The following is a 23,800-nucleotide window of genomic DNA, read 5'->3' on the forward strand; positions in this document are numbered from 1 at the left end:
ATGTCTGCTTCCGTCGCATTTGTCTTTCCGGGCCAGGGCTCGCAGTCCCTCGGCATGCTGGCCGAGCTGGGCGCGCAGCATCCGCTGGTGCTGGAGACGTTCAAAGAAGCTTCCGCTGCGCTGGGCTATGACCTCTGGGCGCTGACCCAGCAGGGCCCGGAAGAGAGCCTCAACCAGACCGATAAAACCCAGCCTGCCATCCTCACTGCATCGATTGCCTTGTGGCGCCTGTGGCTGGCGGAAGGCGGCGTGCGCCCGGCGTATGTCGCCGGCCACAGTCTGGGTGAGTACAGCGCGCTGGTCGCGGCCGGCAGTCTGAGCCTTGCGGACGCGGTCAAGCTGGTCGAGCGTCGCGGTCAATTAATGCAGGAAGCTGTGCCGGCGGGGCAGGGCGGCATGGCGGCCATTCTGGGTCTCGACGATGCGGTGGTTATAGCCGCCTGTGCCGAAGCGGCTCAGGGCGATGTGGTCAGCGCGGTGAATTTCAATTCGCCCGGGCAGGTTGTGATTGCCGGTGCCAAGGCCGCTGTGGAGCGCGCCATCGAAGTCTGCAAGGCCAAAGGCGCCAAGCGCGCCTTGCCGTTGCCGGTGAGTGTGCCTTCCCACTGCGAACTGATGCGTCCGGCAGCCGAACGCTTCGCCGAGTCCATCGCCGCCATCGACTGGCAGGTGCCGCAGATCCCGCTGGTTCAGAACGTCACTGCGAGTGTCGTGTCCGATCTCGAAACGCTGAAAACCGATTTGCTGCAGCAGCTGTACAAGCCGGTGCGCTGGGTCGAATCGATTCAGACCTTGGCGGCTCAGGGCGCCCTGCAACTGGTCGAGTGCGGCCCGGGCAAGGTGCTCGCCGGCTTGAACAAGCGCTGCGCTGATGGCGTGACCACTCACAACCTCAATACCCCAGACGCCTTCGCCGCCGCTCGCGCGGCGCTGGCCTGATTAGGAGACGCCTGCATGAGTCAGGGTAAAGTTGCACTTGTCACCGGCGCGAGCCGTGGCATTGGCCGGGCGATCGCCCTTGAACTGGGTCGTAACGGCGCCACCGTCGTGGGTACGGCGACGTCCGAGTCCGGCGCCGAGAAGATCACCGCTTATTTCAAGGAAAACGGCATCGAAGGCTTCGGCCTGGCGCTGGACGTGGGCAGCGACGAATCCGTTGCCGCCGCGCTGGCCCAGATCACCGAACGCGTTGGTGCGCCGTTGATCCTGGTCAACAACGCCGGTATCACCCGTGACAACCTGATGATGCGCATGAAGGATGACGAGTGGCATGACGTCATCAACACCAACCTGAGCAGTCTGTTTCGCCTGTCCAAGGGCGTTCTGCGCGGGATGACCAAGGCGCGTTGGGGCCGGATCATCAGCATTGGTTCGGTGGTGGGTGCCATGGGCAACGCAGGTCAAGTAAACTACGCAGCCGCCAAGGCGGGTCTGGAAGGCTTCAGTCGTGCCCTGGCACGTGAAGTCGGGTCGCGCGCAGTGACGGTCAACTCGGTGACGCCGGGTTTCATCGACACCGACATGACCCGCGAGCTGCCAGAAGCGCAACGTGATTCCCTGACGGCACAGATTCCTCTGGGCCGACTGGGGCAGGCAGAAGAGATCGCGCATGTTGTCGCTTTTCTTGCCTCAGAAGGTGCAGGCTACGTTACCGGGGCTACAATCCCCGTTAACGGCGGCATGTACATGTGACCGGTCGTATCGAAAAAATGTCATACGGGCTGTCTAAAATCCGTTATAAAGCTGAAATCTTTTAAGGGGTAGAGGGCTGTTGGGCGTAGCGGGAATTGCGTTTAGCTTGAAATGCGCAAAACCTCTTCTATACACTTACCCATCGGCCAGCTGCCTGAATTTGTCCACTAGGAGTTAAAACACGGTATGAGCACCATCGAAGAGCGCGTCAAGAAAATCGTTGCCGAACAACTTGGCGTCAAGGAAGAGGAAGTCGTGAACACTGCTTCCTTCGTTGAAGACCTGGGTGCCGACTCCCTTGATACCGTAGAGCTGGTAATGGCTCTGGAAGAGGAATTCGAGACCGAAATCCCTGACGAAGAAGCCGAGAAGATCACCACCGTACAAGCCGCTATCGATTACGTTACAGCCCACCAGGCGTAAGATTTTGTAATCGTAGTTTGCTGTCCTGGAGAAACCGCACTGCCCCTGGCGTGCGGTTTTTTCTTTGAATAGGGCAGCGTTTCATCAATAGAAGAAAGGAGAGTCCTGTGTCGCGTAGACGCGTCGTGGTCACCGGTATGGGTATGCTGACGCCTTTGGGCACGGATGTGCCGAGCACCTGGCAAGGCATTCTGGCTGGCCAGAGTGGCATTGGGCCTATCGAACACACGGACCTGTCCAAATACACCACCCGTTTTGGCGGATCGGTGAAGGGATTCAACGTCGAGGAATACCTGTCGGCCAAAGAGGCCCGCAGACTCGATCTGTTCATCCAGTACGGGCTGGCTGCCAGCTTTCAGGCCGTGCGCAACTCCGGTATCGAGATCGACGACACCAATCGCGAGCGCGTCGGCGTGGCGATGGGATCGGGCATCGGGGGCCTGACCAATATCGAGAACACCAGCCGGCTGATGCATGAACAGGGGCCAGGCAAGATCTCCCCGTTCTTCGTGCCGGGGTCGATCATCAACATGATTTCCGGGTTCCTGTCGATCCACCTCGGCGCACAGGGCCCCAACTACGCCATTGCCACTGCGTGCACCACGAGCACCCACTGCATCGGCATGGCCGCGCGCAACATTGCCTACGACGAAGCCGACGTGATGATTGCCGGCGGCGCTGAAATGGCGGCCTGCGGCCTGGGCATGGGCGGCTTTGGCGCCTCGCGCGCGCTGTCTACCCGCAACGATGAGCCCGCCCGCGCCAGCCGTCCGTGGGACAAGGGTCGCGATGGGTTTGTACTGTCCAACGGTGCCGGCGCCATGGTCCTCGAAGAGCTCGAGCATGCCAAAGCCCGGGGCGCGACGATTTATGCCGAGCTGATCGGCTTCGGCATGAGCGGCGATGCGTTTCACATGACCTCGCCGCCGGATGACGGCGCCGGTGCCGCGCGCTGTATCACCAATGCCCTGCGTGACGCGAAGATTCGTCCAGAGGACGTGCAATACATCAACGCCCACGGCACCTCGACGCCTGCGGGCGATCTGGCCGAAGTCAGCGCCATCAAGAAGGTGTTCGGCGAGCACGCCTACAAGCTGGCCGTCAGTTCGACCAAGTCGATGACGGGCCACCTGTTGGGCGCCGCCGGTGCGATCGAAGCGATTTTCAGTGTGCTGGCGATCAAGGATCAGGTCGCGCCACCGACGATCAACCTCGACGAGCCCGATGAAGGCTGCGACCTGGACTTCGTTCCCCACGAGCCGCGCAAAATGCCGATCGACGTGGTGATCTCCAACTCCTTCGGTTTTGGTGGCACCAACGGTTCGCTGGTCTTCCGCCGGTACGCCGAATGATCGTGAGCTGGATCGATGGCCTTGCTGCTGACTCCCTTGCCGTCAAGGATCGGGGGTTGGCATACGGCGATGGTCTCTTCGAGACCGTCCTCGTCAAGGCCGGACAGCCATTGCTCTTCCCGCGTCATCTGCAACGCTTGGCACTGGGTGCACAGCGCCTGGCGCTGAACCTGGATCTGGCATTGGTCGAAGAGGAATGCTGCCGCTTCGCTGCCCAGTTGGGTGATGGTGTGATGAAGCTCATCGTTACCCGTGGCGATGGCGTGCGGGGCTATGCACCCGCTTCGGACGCGCAGCCGCGACGCATCCTCCAGTCAAGTGGGCTGCCGGCGTATCCCGAGGCCCATGCAGCGCAGGGCGTCAAACTGTTCGCTTGTCAGACCCGCCTCGCCGAGCAGCCGCTGCTGGCCGGGCTCAAGCACCTCAATCGCCTTGAGCAAGTGCTGGCCCGTGGCGAGTGGCAAAGTGCCGAGTACGCGGAAGGGCTGATGCGGGACGTGTCGGGGCGTATCGTTGAAGCGGTCTACAGCAATCTGTTTATGGTCAAGGGCGGGGTGTTGCTGACGCCGGACCTGCGCCGCTGTGGCGTGGCCGGCGTGATGCGGGCCGAGATCCTGGCGATGGCCGAGCGCGAGAACATGCCGGCCCGTGAGCTTGACCTGCAGATGTCCGACCTGCAAAAGGCCGATGAGGTGTTTGTCTGCAACAGCGTGTACGGCATCTGGCCGGTGCGCGGCGTCGAGCATCTGAACTGGCCGGTTGGGCCGCTGACCCGTAAACTCCAACACCTTGTTCGCGGGCTTCTGGATATCTGATTCGTGATCCGAAAATTACTCGTCTTGCTGGAAAGAGGTGTGGTTCTGGCGGGGCTCTTGCTGGGTGTGGCTTATTGGCAGCAGAACAGCGCGCTGCAGCAGCCCCTCAATCTGACCCAGGAAAAACTGCTGGACGTGCCGTCTGGCTCTTCTCCGACCGGCGTGCTGAATCGGCTGCAAGCCGACGGCGTCATCAAGGACGCGTTTTGGCTGCGTTTGTACTGGCGCTTCAATCTGCAGGGCCAGTCGCTGCACAGTGGCGAATACCGCATGGCACCGGGCATGAACGCCGAGTCGCTGCTCGATCTCTGGCAAAAAGGTGAAGTGGTGCAGTACAGCGTCACCCTGGTGGAGGGCTGGACCTTCCGTCAGGTGCGCGCGGCACTGGCCAAACAGGTCAAGCTGGAGCAGACGGCGAGCGACCTCAGCGACACCGAGCTGATGGCGAAGCTGGGGCATCCGGACGTCTTCCCCGAAGGCCGGTTTTTCCCGGACACCTATCGCTACGTGCGCGGCATGACCGACGTCGAGCTGCTGAAACAAGCCTACAACCGCCTGGATGAAGTACTTCAGGAGGAATGGGAGAAGCGCGCTGCCGATGTGCCTTACACCGATCCTTACCAGGCGCTGATCATGGCATCGCTGGTGGAAAAGGAAACCGGCGTGCCTCAGGAACGCGGCCAGATTGCCGGTGTGTTCGTGCGTCGCTTGCAGCAAGGCATGTTGCTGCAGACCGATCCGACCGTCATTTACGGGCTCGGCGACCGGTACAACGGCAAGATCACCCGCGCGTTGCTGAAAGAACCTACGCCCTACAACACCTATGTCATCTCCGGTTTGCCGCCAACGCCGATTTCCATGGTCGGGCGTGAAGCGATCCATGCGGCGATGCACCCGGTGGCCGGCAACAGCCTGTACTTCGTGGCGAGAGGGGACGGCAGTCACGTATTCTCCGCCGATCTGGATGCGCACAACGCGGCGGTAAAGGAGTTTCAGCTCAAGCGTCGCGCGGACTATCGCTCCAGCCCGGCGCCTGTCGCTGCACCGGCGCTGCCGGCGAACGCCGTCGAGCAGCCGCCTTCAGAGCCGCAACCCATAGAGCCGCCATCGACAGAATCGAAGGCGAACGAGCCGAAGGGGTCTGAGCCGGACGCCAGCGAGCAGTCGCCGAAACCGCAGACAGACGCTGCAGCTCCGTCGACTCCAGCCAATGACCCCGGCAAATGACAACAGCGAGCACACTCGCCATGAATCTGACCAAGGACTGCCCGTGACCGGTTTGTTTATTACCCTGGAAGGCCCCGAAGGCGCGGGCAAAAGCACCAACCGCGACTACCTGGCCGAACGGCTGCGCAGTGAGGGCATTGATGTCGTCCTGACCCGCGAGCCCGGCGGTACGCCGCTCGCCGAGCGTATCCGCGAGCTGCTGTTGACGCCGGGTGACGAGCAGATGTTCGTGGATACCGAACTGCTGCTGATGTTCGCCGCGCGCGCGCAGCACCTCGCCGCGCTGATTCGCCCGGCGCTGGCGCGGGGTGCCGTGGTGCTTTGCGACCGATTCACCGATGCCACTTATGCCTACCAGGGAGGCGGCCGAGGCCTGCCCATCGAACGCATCGCCGTGCTGGAAGATTTCGTTCAGGGCGCCCTGCGTCCGGATCTGACCCTGGTGTTCGATCTGCCCATCGAGATCGGCCTTGCCCGTGCCTCCGCGCGCGGTCAGCTGGACCGTTTCGAGCAAGAGGGCCGAGCGTTCTTCGACGCCGTGCGCAGTACGTATCTGTCCCGCGCGGCCGCGGCGCCTGAGCGTTATCGCCTGGTGGACGCGGCGCTGCCGCTGACCGAAGTCCAGGCATCCCTCGATGTGCTGGTGCCTGAGTTGACCGCGCTGCTGGCGGCTCGCCGGCATGGCTGAGGCTTATCCCTGGCAGCATGGCCTGTGGCAGCAACTGGCGGGTCGCAAGCAACATGCTCACGCGTATTTGCTGCACGGTCCGGCCGGTATCGGCAAGCGGGCGCTGGCCGAGCGTTTGATGTACCTGCTGCTGTGCCAACGCCCGGCAGGCCTTGAAGCGTGCGGCCAGTGCAAATCCTGCTCGTTGCTGGCGGCCGGCAGTCACCCCGACCATTACGTGCTGGAGCCTGAAGAGGCCGACAAGGCGATCAAGGTCGATCAAGTGCGCGATCTGGTCAGCTTCGTGGTACAGACCGCGCAGATGGGCGGGCGCAAGGTGGTGCTGATCGAGCCCGTCGAGTCGATGAACATCAATGCCGCCAATGCCCTGCTGAAAAGTCTGGAAGAGCCGTCGGGCAACACCGTTCTGTTGCTGGTCAGCCATCAGCCGAGTCGGCTGCTGCCTACGGTGAAGAGCCGATGCGTGCAACAGGCGTGTCCGCTGCCCAGTGATGCCATGAGCATCGCCTGGCTGGCCGATGCGCTGCCCGATTGCACCGATCAGGAACGCGTTGAGTTGCTGACTCTCGCGGCCGGTTCGCCCCTGGTGGCGGTCAAGCTGCACGCCCAGGGTGTTCATGAGCAACGGGCGCTGGTGGTGGACGGCGTTAAAAAGTTGCTCAAGGGCCAGCAATCACCGACCCAGCTGGCCGAAGGCTGGAAGGACATTCCGCTGTTGTTGCTGTTCGACTGGTTCTGCGATTGGTCGAGCCTGATCCTGCGCTATCAGCTGACCCAGGACGAAGAAGGCCTGGGCCTGACTGACATGCGCAAGGTCGTGCAGTATCTGGCGCAGAAATCGTCCCAGCGCAACGTGCTGGCGATTCAGGACTGGGTGCTGCTGCAGCGCCAGAAGGTCATGTCAAAAGCGAACCTCAACCGGGTTTTGTTGCTCGAAGCGTTATTGGTGCAGTGGGCAGGCCTGACCGGACAGGGTTAGACTGGCCATCTGCATGACATCATGCATTGCCTGAGGAAACGAGATGAGCGTGCCACTGAGTCCAGGTCCACGTAACGGCATCCTGTCCCTGACCATCAAGGACAAGTCCGTCCTGTATGCTGCGTACATGCCCTTCATCAAAAACGGCGGCCTGTTCATTCCCACCAGCAAAAGCTACAAGCTGGGCGATGAAGTCTTCATGTTGCTCAACCTGATGGACGAGCCCGAAAAGATTCCGGTCGCGGGCAAGGTCACCTGGATCACGCCGAAGGGCGCTCAAGGGAACCGCGCCGCTGGCGTTGGGGTGCAGTTCAACGATGGCGACAACACCGCGCGCAACATGATTGAAAACTACCTGGCCGGAGCGCTTAAGTCCGACCGTCCTACCCACACGATGTAAGTTGCCCCCGCCGCCATGCTTGTAGATTCCCACTGCCACCTTGACCGCCTCGACCTCAGCGCCCACGACGGCTCCCTCGACAACGCCCTGCAAGCGGCGAGAGAGCGGGGCGTCGGACACTTCCTGTGCATCGGCGTCAGTGCCGAGAATGCCGGTGCCGTAAAAGCGCTGGCCGATCGCTACGACGACGTTGATTGCTCGGTCGGCATTCACCCGCTGGACCTCAAGCCCGGCGAGGCGCCTGCGCTGGAGTGGCTGCTCGACGAACTCAACCATCCGCGCGTGGTGGCTATCGGCGAAACCGGTCTGGATTATCACTACGAGCCTGAGGCAGCCGAGTTGCAGCAGGCCTCGTTCCGGCTTCATCTGCAGGCGGCCAACGTGACCGGCAAGCCTGTGATCGTCCACACCCGCGGTGCGCGTGCCGACACGCTGGAGCTGTTGCGTGAAGCCGCGTTGCCTCAAGCCGGGGTGTTGCATTGCTTCACCGAGGACTGGGACATGGCCAAGGCCGCGCTGGATCTGGGGTTTTATATCTCGCTGTCCGGTATCGTCACTTTCCGCAACGCCGACGCGCTGCGGGACGTCGCCAGCAAAGTGCCCGCCGACCGGCTGCTGGTCGAGACCGACTCGCCGTACCTGGCGCCGATCCCGTATAGAGGCAAGCCGAACCTGCCTCAGTACGTGCGTGAAGTGGCCGAGTTTCTGGCGATGTTGCGCGGAGAGACCTACGAGCGTTTTGCCGAGCAGACCAGCGAGAACTTCAAGCGGCTGTTCCCGCTGGCGCGCGTCCAGGGCTGATCTGCCGTGCATGGCAGTGATTGCCCAGCCCCCGACGTTCAGCAAATCAAGGGCAAAAAAAACCCGGGTTCTGGGGGGTGAATCCGGGTTAAGACCATTAGGAGTAAAACAAAGACACGCTATCCATTGGTGTCCTTACCAACGCGGGCACTTGGGGGAGATGCTGCGTTGGCGAATATAAGTATTGGCTATAATCCGCAGGCGTCCAGCCGCACGCTGTACGATTTTTAAACAGTTTTGGAATACCTGACGGCCTGCTGATACCGCAATTCCACCGACGCCCCTGATTTTCGACTGCCTGTCTCATCCCGCCAAAAACCGAGACTGGTTCGGTCTCGAGCGTTTCCTTTTTGCCTGCCGTTGTCGAAAATCGTCAGAAAACGGATAGAGGTCGGATCGTTCGTGCATTCTGCTGCGGGATAGGCATAATGTGGCGCTTCTGATTCCGAACCCACAGTCTCCTCCTATGCAGAAAGAACCTCGTAAAGTCCGTGAGTTTCGCCGCCGTGAGCAGGAGATTCTCGACACCGCGCTCAAGCTGTTCCTTGAACAGGGCGAAGACAGCGTCACCGTCGAGATGATCGCGGATGCCGTGGGTATCGGCAAAGGCACCATCTACAAGCATTTCAAATCCAAGGCGGAGATCTACCTGCGCCTGATGCTCGACTACGAGCGTGATTTGAACGAGTTGCTGCATTCGGCGGACGTCGACAAGGACAAGGAAGCGCTGTCCCGCGCCTACTTTGAATTCCGCATGCGCGACCCCCAGCGCTACCGGCTGTTTGACCGCCTGGAAGAGAAGGTCGTCAAGGGCAATCAGGTGCCGGAGCTGGTCGAGGAGTTGCACAAGATCCGCGCCTCCAACTTCGAGCACCTGACCTTGTTGATCAAGGGCCGAATTTCCGAAGGCAAGCTGGAAGATGTCCCTCCGTATTTCCACTACTGCGCCGCCTGGGCTCTGGTGCATGGCGCGGTGGCGTTGTACCACTCGCCGTTCTGGAGCAATGTCCTTGAAGATCAGGAAGGTTTCTTCCAGTTCCTGATGGACATCGGTGTGCGCATGGGCAACAAGCGCAAGCGGGATGTCGACCACGGCCACGAGACCAAACCCGAGCTCCAATCCGACTCCCAGGCTGACCCGGCCGCCGAATAAACCACAGCCGCAAAAACCCGATTCAGCGAGCGAAACCTTCTCCAGGTCCGACATGGCGCAAAAGCTGCATTAACCGGCCATTCGCCGGTTTTCCGTCGCCGGACTTTGGAGATAAAAATGCGTAGCCTGGTTTTACTGCTGGCTCTACTGGCGTTGAGTGGCTGCATGCACGTCAGCGATCTGGCACAAGGCGCTCACGATGAGCTCAGTGACGCCGGGCTGCTGGATCACAGTTCGACCCGCCGGTTGAACAACTTTCGCGTGCAAGCTGACTCGTTCATCTATATCGCCCAAGGCGCCTTTGCTCCCCCGGGCGGCGCCTACCCGCGTCCCAATGTCGTGGCCGAAGAAGCCTTCAACGGTTTTATCGAATATTTCCCGATGGTCCGCCGCGCCCGCGCCCCGGAAGGTCTGGATGACGCGATGAACGAGGCTCGGGCCGCCGGCGCGCACTATCTGCTGTACACCCGTTTTGCCAAAGCTGATGACCGCATCGGCACGTTTGACGAGTGGTCGGACCAGGAAGCAGTGGACCGTCTTGGCATCGACAACGGCGTCATACAGCTGATGCTGATCGAAACCAACACCCGCTACCTTATCGATTCGGCACGCATTCACCTCCGTGGTGGTCTGCTGACTTTGTACGACACCAAGCCCGAGGATTTGCTAGGACCCCCGATGGAAGCTTACGCTCGAGGTTTGCTGGGCGTCGAAGCCCGCTGAGGAGTGGCGTATGAGTGGGCAGGACAAAGCCAACGATCTGTTGGCCCAGATTGCCAGGAGCGGCAAGGGCTTGCCGCCGGTGCACCTGTGGAACCCGGATTTCTGCGGTGACATCGACATGCGCATCGCCCGCGATGGCACCTGGTTCTATCTGGGCACGCCCATCGGTCGCAAGCCGATGGTCCGGTTGTTTTCCAGAATTATTCGCCGCGATGGCGATGACTACTTCCTCATCACCCCGGTCGAGAAAGTCGGTATCAAGGTTGACGACGCCCCTTTTGTGGCGGTCCTGCTGGACGTAGAAGGCAGCGGCGAGTCGCAGTTGCTGCGCTTTACTACCAACGTCGACGACGTGGTGGAGGCGGGGACCGACCACCCGCTGCGTATTGACCTCGATCCGCAAAGCCAGGAACCGGCGCCTTATATTCTGGTGCGCAACAACCTCGAAGCGCTTATCCACCGCAACGTCTTCTATCAGTTGGTGGACCTGGCCGTGGTGCGTGAGATCGACGGGCAGCGCTGGCTGGGGGTATGGAGTGGTGGCGAGTTCTTCCCCATTGGCCTTGAGCCCTGATCCCTTCATTTCTGTTTCCACCACGTTCGCTAATCCGCTCGCGGCCAATTGCCTGACTTTTGCCAGGCAGTTACAGTGCCGCCCCCCGATTTTTCCTGAGGTTTTTCCATGAGTCAGTCCTTTGATATCGCCGTGATCGGCGCCACCGGTACTGTCGGCGAAACCATCGTCCAGATTCTCGAAGAGCGCGACTTCCCGGTCGGCGATTTGCACCTGCTCGCCAGTGTCGAATCGGCCGGCAGCTCGGTGCCGTACCGTGGCAAGAACGTCCGCGTGCGTGAAGTCGATGCCTTTGATTTCAGCAAGGCCAAGATTGCGTTCTTCGCCGCGGGCGCTGCCGTCACCCGCAGCTATGCCGAGCGCGCCACCGCCGCCGGTTGCGTGGTGATCGACCTGTCCGCCGGCTTGTCAGTCGAGCAGGCGCCGAATGTGGTGCCCGAGGTCAACGGCGCCCGTTTGGCTGATCTGGCCACACCGCAGCAGGTGGCCTGCCCAAGTTCCAGCGCCGCCGCCCTCGCGCTGGTGCTGGCGCCGTTGCGCGCACTGCTGAACATCGAGCGGATCACCGTGACGGCGTGCCTTGCGGTGTCGAGCATGGGCCGCGAAGGGGTCACCGAACTGGCCCGGCAAACCGCCGAGCTGCTCAACGTTCGCCCCCTCGAACCCAAGGTGTTTGACCGGCAGATGGCGTTCAACGTGCTGGCCCAGGTGGGCAAGCCTGACGCCGAAGGTCATGTGCCACTTGAAAAACGTTTGGTCAGTGAGTTGCGCGAGTTGCTCTCGCTGCCTTTAATCAAGGTCGGCGTGAGTTGCATCCAGGTACCGGTGTTCTTCGGCGACAGCCTGAGCGTGTCGGTGCAGACCCGCGAGGCGGTTGACATCAACGCGGTCAATGTGGCGCTGGAAACGGCCGAGGGCATCGAGCTGGTTGAGGCCGGCGATTACCCGACGCCGGTAGGCGACGCGGTAGGGCAGGATGCTGTCTATGTAGGACGTTTGCGCGGGGGCGTCGACGACGGTTGTGAACTGAATTTCTGGGTCACGCTGGATAATGTGCGCAAGGGCGCCGCGTTGAACGCTGTGCAGGTGGCTGAGTTGTTGATAAAAGATGTTGCGTAAAAGATACTTGCCCACAACTCGAAGAATCATTCTAGCTGCGGCGTGTCGATACGCCCTACACCCGAGCAGGCATTATCTTCGCGATTGCCGGGGAAATTTCAAACAAGGGATGGGCTATGGTTCAGGTTCGTAAACTCGTTTTAGCAATCGCTGCGGCTTCGGCGCTGTCATCGGGAATGGCCCAAGCGCTCGGCCTCGGCGGTCTGACCGTGAAGTCGACCCTGAATCAGCCGCTGTTGGCCGAAATCGAGCTGACGGAAGTGCAGGACCTCAATGCCTCCCAGGTGGTGCCAAGTCTGGCGACTTCTGCGGAGTTTGCTCAGGCCGGCGTCGGCCGGGTGGCGATCCTGGATGACCTGACCTTTACCCCGGTGGTCAATCCCGGTGGCAAGAGCGTGTTGCGCATCACCTCCACCAAACCCATCCGCGATCCCTACGTGAAGTTCCTCGTTCAAGTGCTCTGGCCCAATGGCCGTGCGCTGCGCGAGTACAGCCTGTTGCTGGACCCGCCGAAGTTCTCGCCGCAAGCCGCTGCGGCCGCCGCTCAACTGCCGTCGACGGCACCGAGCGCCGCGCCTGCTCCGGCTCCCGCCGCCGAAACACCGGCCGCTGCGCCTCCAACGCCCGCTCCAGCGCCGGCGCCGGAACCCAAATTCACTCAATACACCACCGCCAATAACGACACGCTCTGGGAAATTGCCGAGCGCGTGAAAAATGGCGGGACTGTACAGCAGACCATGCTGGCGATTCAGGCGCTGAACCCTGATGCCTTTATTGCCGGCAACATCAACCGCCTGAAAAAAGGTCAGGTGTTGCGTCTGCCGTCGCCGCAGGAATCAACAGCGCTCGCGCAGCCCCGCGCGGTGGCCGAAGTGGCCGAGCAGAATCGCGCCTGGCGCGAAGGCCGACGCCTGCCGAGCGGTGCGCGTCAGGTTGATGCGACCCGTCGCGACCGGGCTGGCGCTGCGCCGTCGCAGATTGACGCCAAGGACAACCTCAGCCTCGTCTCTGCCAACAAGGCGGGCGCGAAAGGCAAAGCCGGTGACAATGCCGATATCAGCAACCAGCTGGCGACCACCCAGGAAAGCCTGGATACCACGCGTCGGGACAATGCCGAGCTAAAGAGCCGCATGACCGACCTGCAAAGCCAGGTCGACAAACTGCAGCGCCTGATTCAACTGAAGAATGACCAGTTGGCGAAGATGCAGGCGTCGGGCGCAGCGGTTCCGCCGCCCATTGATGCCGCCAATCCTGCCAATCCCGCGGTCAGCCCCAACAGCGTCACCAATCCGAACAACGCCGCCAACCCGGCGATGCAGGCCCAGGTCGTGCCGAACGCCGTGGCGCCTGATGTTGCCGGCAAGGCCCCCGACGAAATCGCCCCCGAAGACGCACTGCCGGTGGACGGGGCGGCAGTTACCAGCGCCACGCCTGATCAAGCGCTGATTGTGCCGACAGAACCGGTGGTCGATGAAGACAACCGCAGCGCCCTCGAAAAGATCCTCGCCAGCCCGATGCTGATGGGGTTGATCGGCGGCGGCGCGCTGTTGCTGTTGCTGCTGCTTCTGTTGCTGCTGGCCCGCCGCCGCAATGCGCTGATCGAAGCGGAAAGGCATCGTCAGATGGCGCGCGCCTTGGCCGAAGAGTCTGATTTCGCGTCCGACATGGACATGCCTGCCAGCAGCTTCGAAGGCCTGGAGGCGCCGGCGCCCCACGCAAAGACGCCGCCGGCGCCGACCGTCGCCGAGCCGGTCCGCGAACATCCGGCTGACGCGCTCGTTCAGGCTGAAATCCACATTGCATACGGCCGCACCAATCAGGCGGTCGCTGTTCTCGAAGACGCCATCAAGCACGAGCCGCAGCGCAGTGATCTGCGCCTCAAGCTGATGGAAGTCTATGCCGAGCAGGACAACAAATCCGGGTTTGTCGCGCAGGAGCGGCAACTGATCGCCACGGGAAAGAACCACGCTGAAGTCGAAGAGCTGAAATCCCGCTATCCGTCCATGGCGGCTGCGGCTGCCGCAGCAGCAGGGGTGGCAGCAGCAGCGGCTTTAGCAGCGGAAATGGACGCAAAGTACGTTGAAGAGCTGCTCCATGATGAGCCTGAAGTCGCCGCGCAGCCTGCTCCGGCTGCCGAAACGGTCACCGAAGTGCCGCTGGACGAAGAGTTCGACAACGCCTTTGACCTGAGCCTGGATGACCTGGACAGCGAATCGCCTGCTGATGCGCCCAACCGCGCTGCGGCACAGAACACCGCTGCACTCGACGACCTGGACCTGGACGCGCCGTTTGCCGGGTCGGCTTCCGATGACTTGGATTTCGACGCGATCCTGCGCGAGCAGCAGGCGACATCCGGTGCTGCCAAACCGGCCGATCTGGACGATTTCGATCTGGATCTGGCAGAAGATCAGCCGGCGTTGAAGGCCGAAGACGATTACTTGCTGGGAATGGAAGACGATCTGCGTGATCTGCCGCCGTTCGAACAGCCTGCGTCGGTGGGCGCCGACAAGCCTGGGCTGGAAGACGACATCGAGTTGCCTGCTGATTTCGACCTCTCACTGGCTGACGAGATGGAAACCGAGCAGGCGTCCGAGGCGTTCGCCTCCGAGATCGACGACGTCAATGCCGAGCTGGACCGTCTTTCCCAGAGCCTTGAGCAGCCACCGATCGCCAAGCCGTTCGACACAGGGCTGGACAAGCCGGTGGATGCTTCGCCTCGTTTCACCGAAGACGATGCTCTGCTGGCGGACGACGAACCGGAATTCGACTTCTTGTCCGGCACCGACGAAGCCGCGACCAAGCTGGACCTCGCCCGGGCCTACATCGAGATGGGCGACGCCGACGGCGCGCGCGACATCCTCGATGAGGTTGTGGCGGAAGGTGACGACGGCCAGAAGACCGAAGCACGGGACATGCTGTCGCGCCTTGTCTGAGCGGATTCACCGCTGTAATAAACGACCGCTTCGGCGGTCGTTTGCGTTTCCGGGTCGAGCATTTCGGCTTGTCCCTCGCCTCCGGGTCAACCGTTGGCCGCTGCCGATGGCGTCTTTCTTTTCGATCCGTATAATGGCCGCCCTTGCGCACATCGACAGGCTTTAAGCTCTTGGCAACTACAGACACCGAGGCAGAAACAGCGGCAGCCGAACTGGCCGCCGAAGGTTTTTCCAGAATCGCCCTGGGCGTGGAATACAAAGGCTCGCGCTATAGCGGCTGGCAGCGCCAGTTGACCGGCGTGCTGACTGTCCAGGAAACGCTGGAAAATGCCCTGTCGAAAGTGGCCGATTCGCCGGTGTCACTGATGTGTGCCGGGCGCACCGATGCGGGCGTGCATGCGTGCGGTCAGGTGGTGCACTTCGATACCCAGGCCGAGCGCAGCATGAAAGCCTGGACCATGGGCGCCAATATCAATCTTCCCCACGACATCAGCGTGACCTGGGCCAAGGTCATGCCCGCGCATTTTCACGCGCGTTTCAAAGCCATCGCCCGTCGCTATCGTTATGTGATCTACAACGATCAGATCCGCCCGGCGCACCTGGGCCAGGAAATCACCTGGAACCACCGCCCGCTGGATGCCGAACGCATGGCGCTGGCCGCCGAGTATCTGGTCGGTACCCACGACTTCAGTGCGTTCCGTGCCGGGCAATGCCAGGCCAAGTCGCCGATCAAGCAGCTTCACCATCTGCGCGTCACCCGCCACGGCAAGATGATCGTCATCGATGTTCGCGCCAATGCCTTCCTGCACCACATGGTGCGCAACATTGCCGGCGTGCTGATGACCATCGGGGCAGGGGAGCGGCCAATCGAGTGGGCGAAGGAAGTGCTCGAAAGCCGAGTGCGAAGAACTGGCGGGGTGACGGCTCATCCTTTCGGCCTGTACCTGGTTCAGGTGGAATACCGCGACGAGTTCCCATTACCGGATCGCTACATCGGCCCGCATTTTCTCACTGGCTTCTCGGAACTGGACGGCTGACGCAGGTGACTGCATTTGCTACCATCCGGGACTTTCGCAAGGCTTGAGGTCTCCACTACATGTCAGCCGTTCGCAGCAAGATCTGCGGGATTACCTGCATAGAAGATGCGTTGGCCGCCGTTGAGGCCGGATCTGACGCCATCGGGCTGGTGTTTTATCCCAAGAGCCCGCGCTTCGTGACGGTGGAGCAGGCCCAGGCAATCGTTGCCGCGCTGCCGCCCTTTGTCAGCACCGTCGGCCTGTTCGTCAATGCCGAGCGCGCTGACTTGAAAGCGTTGCTCGACGTCGTTCCCCTCGACCTCATTCAGTTTCACGGCGATGAAACCCCTGAGCAGTGCGAGGGCTATAACCGCCCGTACATCAAGGCCCTGCGCGTACAGGCTGGCGATGACATCGCGGCCAGCTGCGATGCCTACGCCAATGCCTGCGGCATCCTGCTCGACACTTATGTCGCGGGCATTCCGGGCGGGACGGGTGAAACCTTCGATTGGGCGCTGATTCCAAAACATTTGAGCAAACCGGTGATTCTCGCCGGTGGCCTGACCTCGGCCAACGTTTCCCAGGCCATCGCGCAGGTGCAGCCCTACGCGGTTGATGTGAGCGGCGGGGTGGAGAAGTCCAAAGGACTGAAGGACCACGACAAGATCCGTGCATTCATGAGTGCTGTACACGGGGCTTAGGGCATTTGCCCGGCAACATTGGCCGGGATGTGACGGCGGACCAACGGTCGCCGTCCACTAGCCTGCCATCCGCTGATGCGCGTGGCCGAATTGATTGAGCGAAGACGTCTTGCGTCTCGTGATGGAAGTTGAGAGTGGTGTTGCTGAGTGTTGTTTTGGCAGGTCAGGCCTCGCGCCGATCGCTGTACGACATTTTGCGGCACCGTACATGACATTGGTTTAAGGGCATGCGCATGGCACCGATTGCCATCGCGTTCGAGCCATCGGTACTGGAGAAAGAAAGCATGAGCAACTGGTTGGTAGACAAACTGATCCCTTCGATCATGCGTTCCGAGGTCAAGAAGAGCTCGGTACCCGAAGGTCTGTGGCACAAGTGCCCGTCCTGCGAAGCGGTGCTGTATCGCCCGGAGCTGGAAAAGACCCTGGACGTCTGCCCGAAGTGCAACCACCACATGCGCATCGGCGCCCGTGCCCGTCTGAATATCTTCCTGGACGCCGAAGGCCGCCAGGAGATCGGCGTTGATCTGGAGCCGGTGGACCGTCTGAAATTCCGCGACGGCAAGAAATACAAGGATCGCCTGGTCGCCGCGCAGAAGCAGACCGGTGAAAAAGATGCGCTGATTTCCATGAGCGGCACCCTGCTGGGCATGCCGGTGGTGTGCAGCGCATTCGAGTTCTCCTTCATGGGCGGCTCGATGGGTGCGGTCGTGGGTGAGCGCTTCGTGCAGGCCGCCAACTACGCGCTGGAAAACCGCTGCCCGATGATCTGCTTTGCGGCCTCCGGCGGTGCGCGCATGCAGGAAGCGCTGATCTCTTTGATGCAGATGGCCAAGACCTCGGCCGTGCTGGCGCGTCTTCGTGAAGAAGGCCTGCCGTTTATTTCCGTGCTGACCGACCCGGTCTACGGCGGTGTTTCTGCCAGTCTGGCGATGCTGGGCGACATCATCGTCGCCGAGCCCAAGGCCCTGATCGGCTTCGCCGGCCCGCGCGTGATCGAGCAGACCGTGCGCGAGAAGCTGCCGGAAGGCTTCCAGCGCAGCGAATTCCTGCTCGACCATGGCGCGATCGACATGATCATCCACCGTCAGGAACTGCGTCAGCGTCTGGGTAACGTCCTGGCGCAGATGATGGGGCTGCCGACGCCGAAATTCGTGGCGCCGAAACTTGAGCCGATCGTTGTGCCGCCTGCTCCGGCCAACCTATGACCGCACGCTCTTTGAGCGACTGGCTCAGTTACCTGGAACAACTGCACCCCTCGGCCATCGACATGGGGCTGGAACGTTCGCAGCAGGTGGCTACGCAGATGGGCCTGACCCGGCCGGCGCCGAAAGTGATCACCGTCACCGGCACCAACGGCAAGGGCTCGACCTGCGCATTCGTTGCTTCTTTGTTGCAGGCACAGGGCCTGAAGGTCGGCGTTTACAGTTCGCCGCACCTGCTGCGCTACAACGAGCGTGTCCAGGTGCAGGGCGTTGAGGCGACTGACGCCGAGCTGTGCGCGGCGTTCGAGGTGGTCGAGCGTGGCCGTGGCGACGTCTCCCTGACTTACTTCGAGATGGGCACGCTGGCAGCCTTCTGGCTGTTCGGGCAGGCCGGGCTGGACGCCGTCGTGCTGGAAGTCGGTCTTGGCGGGCGGCTCGATACGGTCAACCTGATCGACGCCGACATGGCGCTGGTCACCAGCATTGGCGTCGATCACGCGGAGTTTCTAGGCAATACCCGCGAAACCGTGGCCTTCGAAAAAGCCGGGATATTCCGTGAGGGAAAGCCCGCGCTGTGCGGCGATCTCGATCCACCGCAGCCATTGCTCGAGAAGGCGCGGTCACTGAATTGCCCGCTGTCGCTGCGCGGTCGCGATTTCGAGCTGCAGATCAACGCGACGGGTTGGGACTGGTCGGGCACCGACGCAAACGGCCGGAAAGTCGAACTGCATTCGCTGCCGTTACTCGACCTGCCCATGCAGAACGCGGCCCTGGCGCTGCAGGCCTACCTGCTGCTGGATTTGCCGTGGGATGAGGCGACCCTACGGGATGCGCTCGTCAACACGCGCGTCACCGGTCGCCTTGATCGTCGCAGCATCGACTGGCAGGGCAAATCGCTGAGCCTTCTGCTGGATGTCGGCCATAACCCCCATGCGGCAACGTTTCTCGCTCAGCGCCTGAATCAGCGACCGGTGGCAGGCAAGCGGCTGGCGGTGTTCGGTCTGCTCAGTGACAAGGACCTGCAAGGCGTTCTGGCGGAGTTGAGCGAAACGTTCAGCAGCTGGGCCGTGGCGCCGCTGCCAACGCCGCGCAGTCGTCCGGCACAAGAGATCGAACAGGCGTTGCAGAACCTTGGCGCTCGCGTGACGTCTCACCCGAGTATCGCGCTGGCGCTTGAAGCCCAATGCGCCCACGCGACAGCCGACGACGAGATTGTTCTGTTCGGGTCTTTTTACTGCGTAGCCGAGGCCCTGGAATGGCTTGCTGGCGCGTCACGGAGGAAGTGACACATGGCTTTGCTGGATAAAGCGTACAAACAGCGCATGGTGGGAGCGTTGGTGCTGATTGCCATCGCGGTGATTTTTCTGCCGATGCTGTTTTCGCGTCAGGACGAAGCCCGCCGTGTGCAGGTCGATGCGCCTGCCGCTCCGCAAGCGCCGGCCACCTCGCCGATCAAGGTCGAGCCGGTCAGCGTGCCTGAACAGCAGCCATTGCCGCAGGAGCCCGTGCCGACCGATGACGAACTGACCCAGCCTGCTCAGTCCACCCATACTGCTCAGCCCGTTCAGCAGCGCACCAGTCAGCAGCCGCCGGCAATGCCCATTGCGCCAGCGCCTTCCAAGCCTGTGGCTGCTGCGCCGAAGGCCGTTCAGACCGCGCCCGCGAAACCTGCTCCGGCGCCGACACCTGCACCCGCTCAAGCGCCAGCACCCGTCGCATCGGCGGCTGACACCAGCCGGGTTGATGCAAATGGTCTGTCGGTCACGTGGTCGGTGCAACTGGCGAGCCTGTCCAACCGCGCCAACGCCGACAATCTGCAGAAGACCCTGCGCACTCAGGGCTACAACGCCTACATCCGCACCTCCGATGGCGTGAACCGTGTCTTCGTGGGCCCGGTGATCGAGCGTGCCGAGGCCGATCGTTTGCGTGACACGCTGGAAAAGCAGCAGAAAATCAAAGGCATCGTCGTGCGCTTCCAGCCGGAGCGTAGGTAACTCGACTGACGCCTTCCCCCAGTAGGACCGGCTTTAGCCGGGAAGAGGCCGGATCAGCCACCCTCGATTTCGCGGTGTGGCAAATGCCGCCTTCCCGGCTAAAGCCGGTCCCACCAGGGAAGGGGCCGGATCTGACACCCTCGACTTAGGGTTCAACCCGCCCCGACCTCGAACAAAGTCCAATAGTTCGCCTTAATTGGCCTTCATCCGCAATCGCTGCTTACCGGCAGGCGAGTGCTCTGCTAAAATCCGCCGCCTTATCAGTCTGTAGGCTGCGACGTGTCATTTACTCCGGTTGACTGGGCGATCATTGCAATTGTCGCCATCTCCGCTTTGATCAGTCTCAAGCGCGGCTTCGTCAAAGAAGCACTGTCCTTGCTGACGTGGATCATCGCAGGTGCCGTCGCCTGGATGTTTGGCGGATCGCTGGCCCAGTATCTGGTCAACTACATCGAAGCACCTTCGGCGCGCGTGATTGCGGGCTGCACCATTCTTTTCGTCGCCACACTGCTGGTCGGCGCCATGGTCAACTTTCTGATTGGAGAACTGATTCGCGTCACCGGGCTGTCCGGGACCGATCGTTTTCTGGGCATGGTCTTCGGCGCGGCGCGCGGAGCCTTGCTGGTTGTCGTCGCGGTCGGGCTGTTGAGCCTGGGCCCGGTGCAACAGGATCAATGGTGGCAGCAGTCGAGGCTGCTCCCGCAATTTGTCATGGTCGCTGACTGGTCGAAAAACCTGATTCTCGGGATGTCCAGCAAGTGGCTAGCCAGCGGAGTCAGCGTACCTGTTGACATCCCGTTCAAGGATCACCTCCTGCCGCCTACAACGCCGCCGGAAGTGTTCGGTAAATCCAGTTCCACTAAGTAGGGGTTGTGTCGCATGTGTGGCATCGTCGGTATCGTCGGCAAGTCGAACGTCAATCAGGCGCTTTATGACGCGCTCACCGTCCTCCAGCACCGCGGCCAGGACGCTGCCGGTATCGTGACCAGCCATGACGGCCGGTTGTTTCTGCGCAAGGACAACGGTCTGGTTCGGGACGTGTTTCACCAACGCCATATGCAGCGTCTGGTCGGGCACATGGGCATTGGTCACGTCCGTTATCCAACGGCAGGCAGCTCCACGTCAGCCGAAGCCCAGCCGTTCTACGTCAATTCGCCTTACGGCATCACCCTGGCGCACAACGGCAACCTGACCAACGTCGAGCAGTTGGCCAAGGAGATTTACGAATCCGACCTGCGCCATGTCAACACCAACTCCGACTCTGAAGTCCTGCTCAACGTGTTCGCCCACGAGCTGGCCGTGCGCGGCAAGTTGCAGCCAACTGAGGAAGACATTTTCGCGGCCGTCACCGACGTGCATAAGCGTTGCCGTGGCGGTTACGCGGTCGTGGCGATGATCACCGGTTACGGCATCGTCGGCTTCCGCGACCCGGACGCCATCCGCCCGATCGTCTTTGGTCAGCGTCACACCGACGAAGGCGTCGAGTACATGATCGCCTCCGAGAGCGTTTCGCTGGACGTGCTCGGTTTCACCCTGATCCGCGACCTGGCCCCGGGCGAAGCGGTGTACATCACCGAAGACGGCAAGCTGCACACCCGTCAGTGCGCCACCAACCCGAAATACGCCCCGTGCATTTTCGAACACGTCTATCTGGCGCGCCCGGACTCGATCATCGACGGCATCTCGGTCTACAAGGCGCGTCTGCGCATGGGCGAGAAGCTGGCCGACAAGATCCTGCGCGAGCGTCCTGATCACGACATCGACGTGGTCATCCCGATTCCGGACACCAGCCGTACGGCGGCGCTGGAACTGGCGAACCACCTGGGCGTGAAATTCCGCGAAGGCTTCGTCAAGAACCGCTACATCGGCCGCACCTTCATCATGCCGGGCCAGGCCGCGCGGAAAAAATCCGTGCGCCAGAAGCTCAATGCGATCGAGCTGGAATTCCGTGGCAAGAACGTGATGCTGGTGGACGACTCCATCGTGCGCGGCACCACGTGCAAGCAGATCATCCAGATGGCCCGTGAAGCCGGCGCCAAGAACGTCTATTTCTGTTCCGCGGCCCCGGCCGTGCGCTTCCCCAACGTCTACGGCATCGATATGCCGAGTGCCCACGAGCTGATCGCTCACAACCGTTCCACCCAGGACGTGGCCGACCTCATCGGTGCCGACTGGCTGGTCTATCAGGACTTGAATGACCTGATCGAGGCGGTGAGTGGCAGCAAAAAGATCAAGATCGACAATTTCGACTGTTCGGTCTTCGACGGCAAGTACGTGACCGGCGACATCGACGAACACTACCTGAACAAGATCGAGCAGGCGCGCAATGACGCCTCCAAGGTCAAGACTCAGGCGGTGAGCGCGATCATCGATCTGTACAACAACTAATCCAGACAAGGAGCAGGCGGCATGACTCAGGAATGGGATGCCGGTCGACTGGACAGCGATCTCGAGGGCGTCGGTTTCGACACCCTCGCGGTTCGTGCCGGTCAGCACCGCACGCCGGAACGCGAACACAGCGATCCACTGTTTTTCACGTCCAGCTACGTGTTCCGCACGGCAGCTGAGGCGGCCGCGACCTTCGCCGGAGAGATCCCCGGCAACGTCTATTCGCGCTACACCAACCCGACCGTCGCTTCGTTCGAAGAGCGCATGGCCGCGCTGGAAGGCGGCGAGCAGGCGGTGGCGACGTCCACCGGTATGTCCGCCATTCTCGCTACGGTAATGAGCTTCTGCAGCGCCGGCGACCATGTGCTGGTGTCGAAAAGCGTGTTCGGGTCGACCATCAGCCTGTTTGAAAAGTACTTCAAGCGCTTCGGGGTCGAGGTCGATTACGTCCCCCTCGCCGAATTGTCCGGCTGGGACGCGGCGATCAAACCGAATACCAAGATGCTGTTTGTCGAATCGCCTTCCAACCCGTTGGCGGAACTGGTCGACATCAGCGGGCTGGCGGAAATCGCCCACGCCAAGGGCACGCTGCTGGTGGTCGATAACTGCTTCTGCACACCGGCCCTGCAGCAGCCGCTGCGCATGGGGGCGGACGTGGTCGTGCACTCGGCGACCAAGTTCATCGACGGGCAGGGCCGCGCCATGGGCGGCGTGGTGGTCGGTCGCAGCGATCTGATGAAAGAAGTCGTCGGTTTCCTGCGCACCGCGGGCCCGAGCCTGAGCCCGTTCAATGCCTGGCTGTTCCTCAAGGGGCTCGAAACCCTCAACATCCGCATGCGTGCCCATTGCCAGAGCGCCCTTGAGCTGGCGCAGTGGCTCGAACAGCAGGAGGGCATCGAGAAGGTGCATTACTCCGGTCTCGAGAGCCACCCGCAGCACGCGTTGGCCAAACGTCAGCAGAAGGCGTTCGGCGCGGTGGTGAGCTTTGAAGTGAAGGGTGGCAAGGATGGCGCGTGGCGCTTCATCGATGCCACGCGGTTGATCTCGATCACCGCCAACCTGGGCGACACCAAGACCACCATCACCCACCCGAGCACCACGTCCCACGGTCGGCTGTCGCCGCAGGAACGGGAAGCCGCCGGTATTCGTGACAGCCTGATCCGCGTTGCGGTAGGGCTGGAAGACGTCGCTGACCTGCAGGCGGATCTCGCGCGGGGTCTGGCTGCGTTGTAAGCAGGTGCCTGAACAAGAAAGCGAGCCTCGGGGGCTCGCTTTTTTGTTCCTGATGTGCAGCTTCGTGCTTGCTGCTAAAAATCGCTCTTTTTAAAAAAACTTCAAGCGGGCTATTGACTTAGGTTCGTCACCTGCGTAAATTTCGCGGCCTCAGCGAAGCAAGGGTGATTAGCTCAGCCGGGAGAGCATCTGCCTTACAAGCAGAGGGTCGGCGGTTCGATCCCGTCATCACCCACCATCGTTGAGTGTTTCACAGCAGCATCAGACGCTGAAGGATACTGAGATTCAGCAGGACGAAAGTCCACGCAATGCGCAGCGGTAGTTCAGTCGGTTAGAATACCGGCCTGTCACGCCGGGGGTCGCGGGTTCGAGTCCCGTCCGCTGCGC

The 23,800-nt window shown here is 61.6% G+C and carries 22 protein-coding genes, 2 tRNA genes and 1 pseudogene; all 25 read left to right on the forward strand.

The features are described from left to right. On the forward strand, positions 1–939 hold the full coding sequence (fabD, locus tag AC07RO_RS04105; RefSeq protein ID WP_495008909.1) for an ACP S-malonyltransferase: 939 nt from the start codon (positions 1–3) through the stop codon (positions 937–939). A gap of 15 nt (positions 940–954) precedes the next feature. Further along, positions 955–1,692: a 3-oxoacyl-ACP reductase FabG gene (fabG, locus tag AC07RO_RS04110; RefSeq protein WP_037011760.1), complete on the forward strand. Its 738-nt coding sequence runs from the start codon at positions 955–957 to the stop codon at positions 1,690–1,692. A 186-nt stretch (positions 1,693–1,878) separates the two neighbouring features. Beyond that, the gene (gene acpP, locus AC07RO_RS04115) at positions 1,879–2,115 is read left to right on the forward strand and encodes an acyl carrier protein (protein WP_007987170.1); all 237 of its coding nucleotides are present in this window, start codon (positions 1,879–1,881) and stop codon (positions 2,113–2,115) included. A gap of 107 nt (positions 2,116–2,222) precedes the next feature. Further along, positions 2,223–3,467: a beta-ketoacyl-ACP synthase II gene (gene fabF, locus AC07RO_RS04120; protein WP_192172729.1), complete on the forward strand. Its 1,245-nt coding sequence runs from the start codon at positions 2,223–2,225 to the stop codon at positions 3,465–3,467. Then, the gene (gene pabC / locus AC07RO_RS04125; protein WP_495085344.1) at positions 3,467–4,282 is read left to right on the forward strand and encodes an aminodeoxychorismate lyase; all 816 of its coding nucleotides are present in this window, start codon (positions 3,467–3,469) and stop codon (positions 4,280–4,282) included. Before fabF ends, pabC begins: the two co-directional genes overlap by 1 nt. Positions 4,283–4,285: 3 nt before the next feature. Next, positions 4,286–5,509, forward strand: a complete 1,224-nt coding sequence (gene mltG, locus AC07RO_RS04130; RefSeq protein WP_495085323.1) for an endolytic transglycosylase MltG — start codon at positions 4,286–4,288, stop codon at positions 5,507–5,509. Between the two features lie 43 nt (positions 5,510–5,552). Then, positions 5,553–6,197: a dTMP kinase gene (gene tmk, locus AC07RO_RS04135; protein WP_192172727.1), complete on the forward strand. Its 645-nt coding sequence runs from the start codon at positions 5,553–5,555 to the stop codon at positions 6,195–6,197. Beyond that, the gene (locus AC07RO_RS04140) at positions 6,190–7,176 is read left to right on the forward strand and encodes a DNA polymerase III subunit delta' (RefSeq protein ID WP_495085324.1); all 987 of its coding nucleotides are present in this window, start codon (positions 6,190–6,192) and stop codon (positions 7,174–7,176) included. The genes tmk and AC07RO_RS04140 overlap by 8 nt, the downstream gene beginning before the upstream one ends. 43 nt (positions 7,177–7,219) lie before the next feature. Next, positions 7,220–7,576 carry a PilZ domain-containing protein gene (locus AC07RO_RS04145; RefSeq protein WP_037011754.1) on the forward strand — a complete coding sequence of 119 codons (357 nt, stop codon included), beginning with the start codon at positions 7,220–7,222 and terminating at the stop codon, positions 7,574–7,576. A 15-nt stretch (positions 7,577–7,591) separates the two neighbouring features. Continuing rightward, on the forward strand, positions 7,592–8,377 hold the full coding sequence (locus AC07RO_RS04150; RefSeq protein ID WP_495085325.1) for a TatD family hydrolase: 786 nt from the start codon (positions 7,592–7,594) through the stop codon (positions 8,375–8,377). A 466-nt stretch (positions 8,378–8,843) separates the two neighbouring features. After that, entirely contained in the window at positions 8,844–9,530 is a 687-nt protein-coding gene (locus AC07RO_RS04155) for a TetR/AcrR family transcriptional regulator (RefSeq protein ID WP_463582786.1), read from the forward strand. Positions 9,531–9,647: 117 nt separating this feature from the next. After that, on the forward strand, positions 9,648–10,253 hold the full coding sequence (locus AC07RO_RS04160; RefSeq protein WP_495085326.1) for a DUF4823 domain-containing protein: 606 nt from the start codon (positions 9,648–9,650) through the stop codon (positions 10,251–10,253). A gap of 10 nt (positions 10,254–10,263) precedes the next feature. Continuing rightward, entirely contained in the window at positions 10,264–10,827 is a 564-nt protein-coding gene (locus tag AC07RO_RS04165) for a DUF1285 domain-containing protein (RefSeq protein WP_495085327.1), read from the forward strand. Positions 10,828–10,935: 108 nt separating this feature from the next. Beyond that, the gene (locus AC07RO_RS04170; RefSeq protein ID WP_495085328.1) at positions 10,936–11,946 is read left to right on the forward strand and encodes an aspartate-semialdehyde dehydrogenase; all 1,011 of its coding nucleotides are present in this window, start codon (positions 10,936–10,938) and stop codon (positions 11,944–11,946) included. Between the two features lie 116 nt (positions 11,947–12,062). Beyond that, positions 12,063–14,879: a FimV/HubP family polar landmark protein gene (locus AC07RO_RS04175; RefSeq protein WP_495085329.1), complete on the forward strand. Its 2,817-nt coding sequence runs from the start codon at positions 12,063–12,065 to the stop codon at positions 14,877–14,879. A gap of 212 nt (positions 14,880–15,091) precedes the next feature. Beyond that, positions 15,092–15,916 carry a tRNA pseudouridine(38-40) synthase TruA gene (gene truA, locus AC07RO_RS04180; RefSeq protein ID WP_122623808.1) on the forward strand — a complete coding sequence of 275 codons (825 nt, stop codon included), beginning with the start codon at positions 15,092–15,094 and terminating at the stop codon, positions 15,914–15,916. A gap of 59 nt (positions 15,917–15,975) precedes the next feature. Beyond that, complete coding sequence (locus tag AC07RO_RS04185) at positions 15,976–16,596, forward strand: phosphoribosylanthranilate isomerase (protein ID WP_495085330.1); 621 nt, start codon at positions 15,976–15,978, stop codon at positions 16,594–16,596. A gap of 284 nt (positions 16,597–16,880) precedes the next feature. Further along, positions 16,881–17,801, forward strand: a complete 921-nt coding sequence (accD, locus tag AC07RO_RS04190) for an acetyl-CoA carboxylase, carboxyltransferase subunit beta (protein WP_192172945.1) — start codon at positions 16,881–16,883, stop codon at positions 17,799–17,801. Further along, positions 17,798–19,104: pseudogene (gene folC, locus AC07RO_RS04195) on the forward strand (bifunctional tetrahydrofolate synthase/dihydrofolate synthase). The gene accD and the pseudogene folC overlap by 4 nt, the downstream one beginning before the upstream one ends. After that, entirely contained in the window at positions 19,088–19,792 is a 705-nt protein-coding gene (locus AC07RO_RS04200; protein ID WP_192172717.1) for an SPOR domain-containing protein, read from the forward strand. Before folC ends, AC07RO_RS04200 begins: the two are co-directional and overlap by 17 nt. Positions 19,793–20,071: 279 nt before the next feature. Next, a complete protein-coding gene (locus AC07RO_RS04205; protein WP_037011737.1) occupies positions 20,072–20,659 on the forward strand; it encodes a CvpA family protein in 588 nt (195 codons plus the stop codon). A gap of 12 nt (positions 20,660–20,671) precedes the next feature. Beyond that, entirely contained in the window at positions 20,672–22,180 is a 1,509-nt protein-coding gene (gene purF, locus AC07RO_RS04210) for an amidophosphoribosyltransferase (RefSeq protein ID WP_065986403.1), read from the forward strand. Between the two features lie 21 nt (positions 22,181–22,201). After that, the gene (locus AC07RO_RS04215; protein ID WP_346626595.1) at positions 22,202–23,413 is read left to right on the forward strand and encodes an O-succinylhomoserine sulfhydrylase; all 1,212 of its coding nucleotides are present in this window, start codon (positions 22,202–22,204) and stop codon (positions 23,411–23,413) included. A 162-nt stretch (positions 23,414–23,575) separates the two neighbouring features. After that, a tRNA-Val gene (locus tag AC07RO_RS04220) sits at positions 23,576–23,651 on the forward strand. Between the two features lie 74 nt (positions 23,652–23,725). Continuing rightward, a tRNA-Asp gene (locus tag AC07RO_RS04225) sits at positions 23,726–23,799 on the forward strand. The last annotated feature ends 1 nt before the right edge of the window (position 23,800 follow it).

This window comes from Pseudomonas sp. GW821-FHT07F05 (assembly GCF_059418765.1).

Bases quoted from the DNA above. Each gene is read 5' to 3' on its own strand.
- purF (WP_065986403.1), top strand. From the start codon at position 20,672: ATGTGTGGCATCGTCGGTATCGTCGGCAAGTCGAACGTCAATCAGGCG.
- AC07RO_RS04185 (WP_495085330.1), top strand. From the start codon at position 15,976: ATGTCAGCCGTTCGCAGCAAGATCTGCGGGATTACCTGCATAGAAGAT.
- AC07RO_RS04150 (WP_495085325.1), top strand. From the start codon at position 7,592: ATGCTTGTAGATTCCCACTGCCACCTTGACCGCCTCGACCTCAGCGCC.
- AC07RO_RS04215 (WP_346626595.1), top strand. From the start codon at position 22,202: ATGACTCAGGAATGGGATGCCGGTCGACTGGACAGCGATCTCGAGGGC.
- AC07RO_RS04165 (WP_495085327.1), top strand. From the start codon at position 10,264: ATGAGTGGGCAGGACAAAGCCAACGATCTGTTGGCCCAGATTGCCAGG.
- AC07RO_RS04175 (WP_495085329.1), top strand. From the start codon at position 12,063: ATGGTTCAGGTTCGTAAACTCGTTTTAGCAATCGCTGCGGCTTCGGCG.
- AC07RO_RS04170 (WP_495085328.1), top strand. From the start codon at position 10,936: ATGAGTCAGTCCTTTGATATCGCCGTGATCGGCGCCACCGGTACTGTC.
- AC07RO_RS04160 (WP_495085326.1), top strand. From the start codon at position 9,648: ATGCGTAGCCTGGTTTTACTGCTGGCTCTACTGGCGTTGAGTGGCTGC.
- AC07RO_RS04155 (WP_463582786.1), top strand. From the start codon at position 8,844: ATGCAGAAAGAACCTCGTAAAGTCCGTGAGTTTCGCCGCCGTGAGCAG.
- AC07RO_RS04200 (WP_192172717.1), top strand. From the start codon at position 19,088: ATGGCTTTGCTGGATAAAGCGTACAAACAGCGCATGGTGGGAGCGTTG.
- fabD (WP_495008909.1), top strand. From the start codon at position 1: ATGTCTGCTTCCGTCGCATTTGTCTTTCCGGGCCAGGGCTCGCAGTCC.
- acpP (WP_007987170.1), top strand. From the start codon at position 1,879: ATGAGCACCATCGAAGAGCGCGTCAAGAAAATCGTTGCCGAACAACTT.
- fabG (WP_037011760.1), top strand. From the start codon at position 955: ATGAGTCAGGGTAAAGTTGCACTTGTCACCGGCGCGAGCCGTGGCATT.
- AC07RO_RS04145 (WP_037011754.1), top strand. From the start codon at position 7,220: ATGAGCGTGCCACTGAGTCCAGGTCCACGTAACGGCATCCTGTCCCTG.
- accD (WP_192172945.1), top strand. From the start codon at position 16,881: ATGAGCAACTGGTTGGTAGACAAACTGATCCCTTCGATCATGCGTTCC.
- AC07RO_RS04140 (WP_495085324.1), top strand. From the start codon at position 6,190: ATGGCTGAGGCTTATCCCTGGCAGCATGGCCTGTGGCAGCAACTGGCG.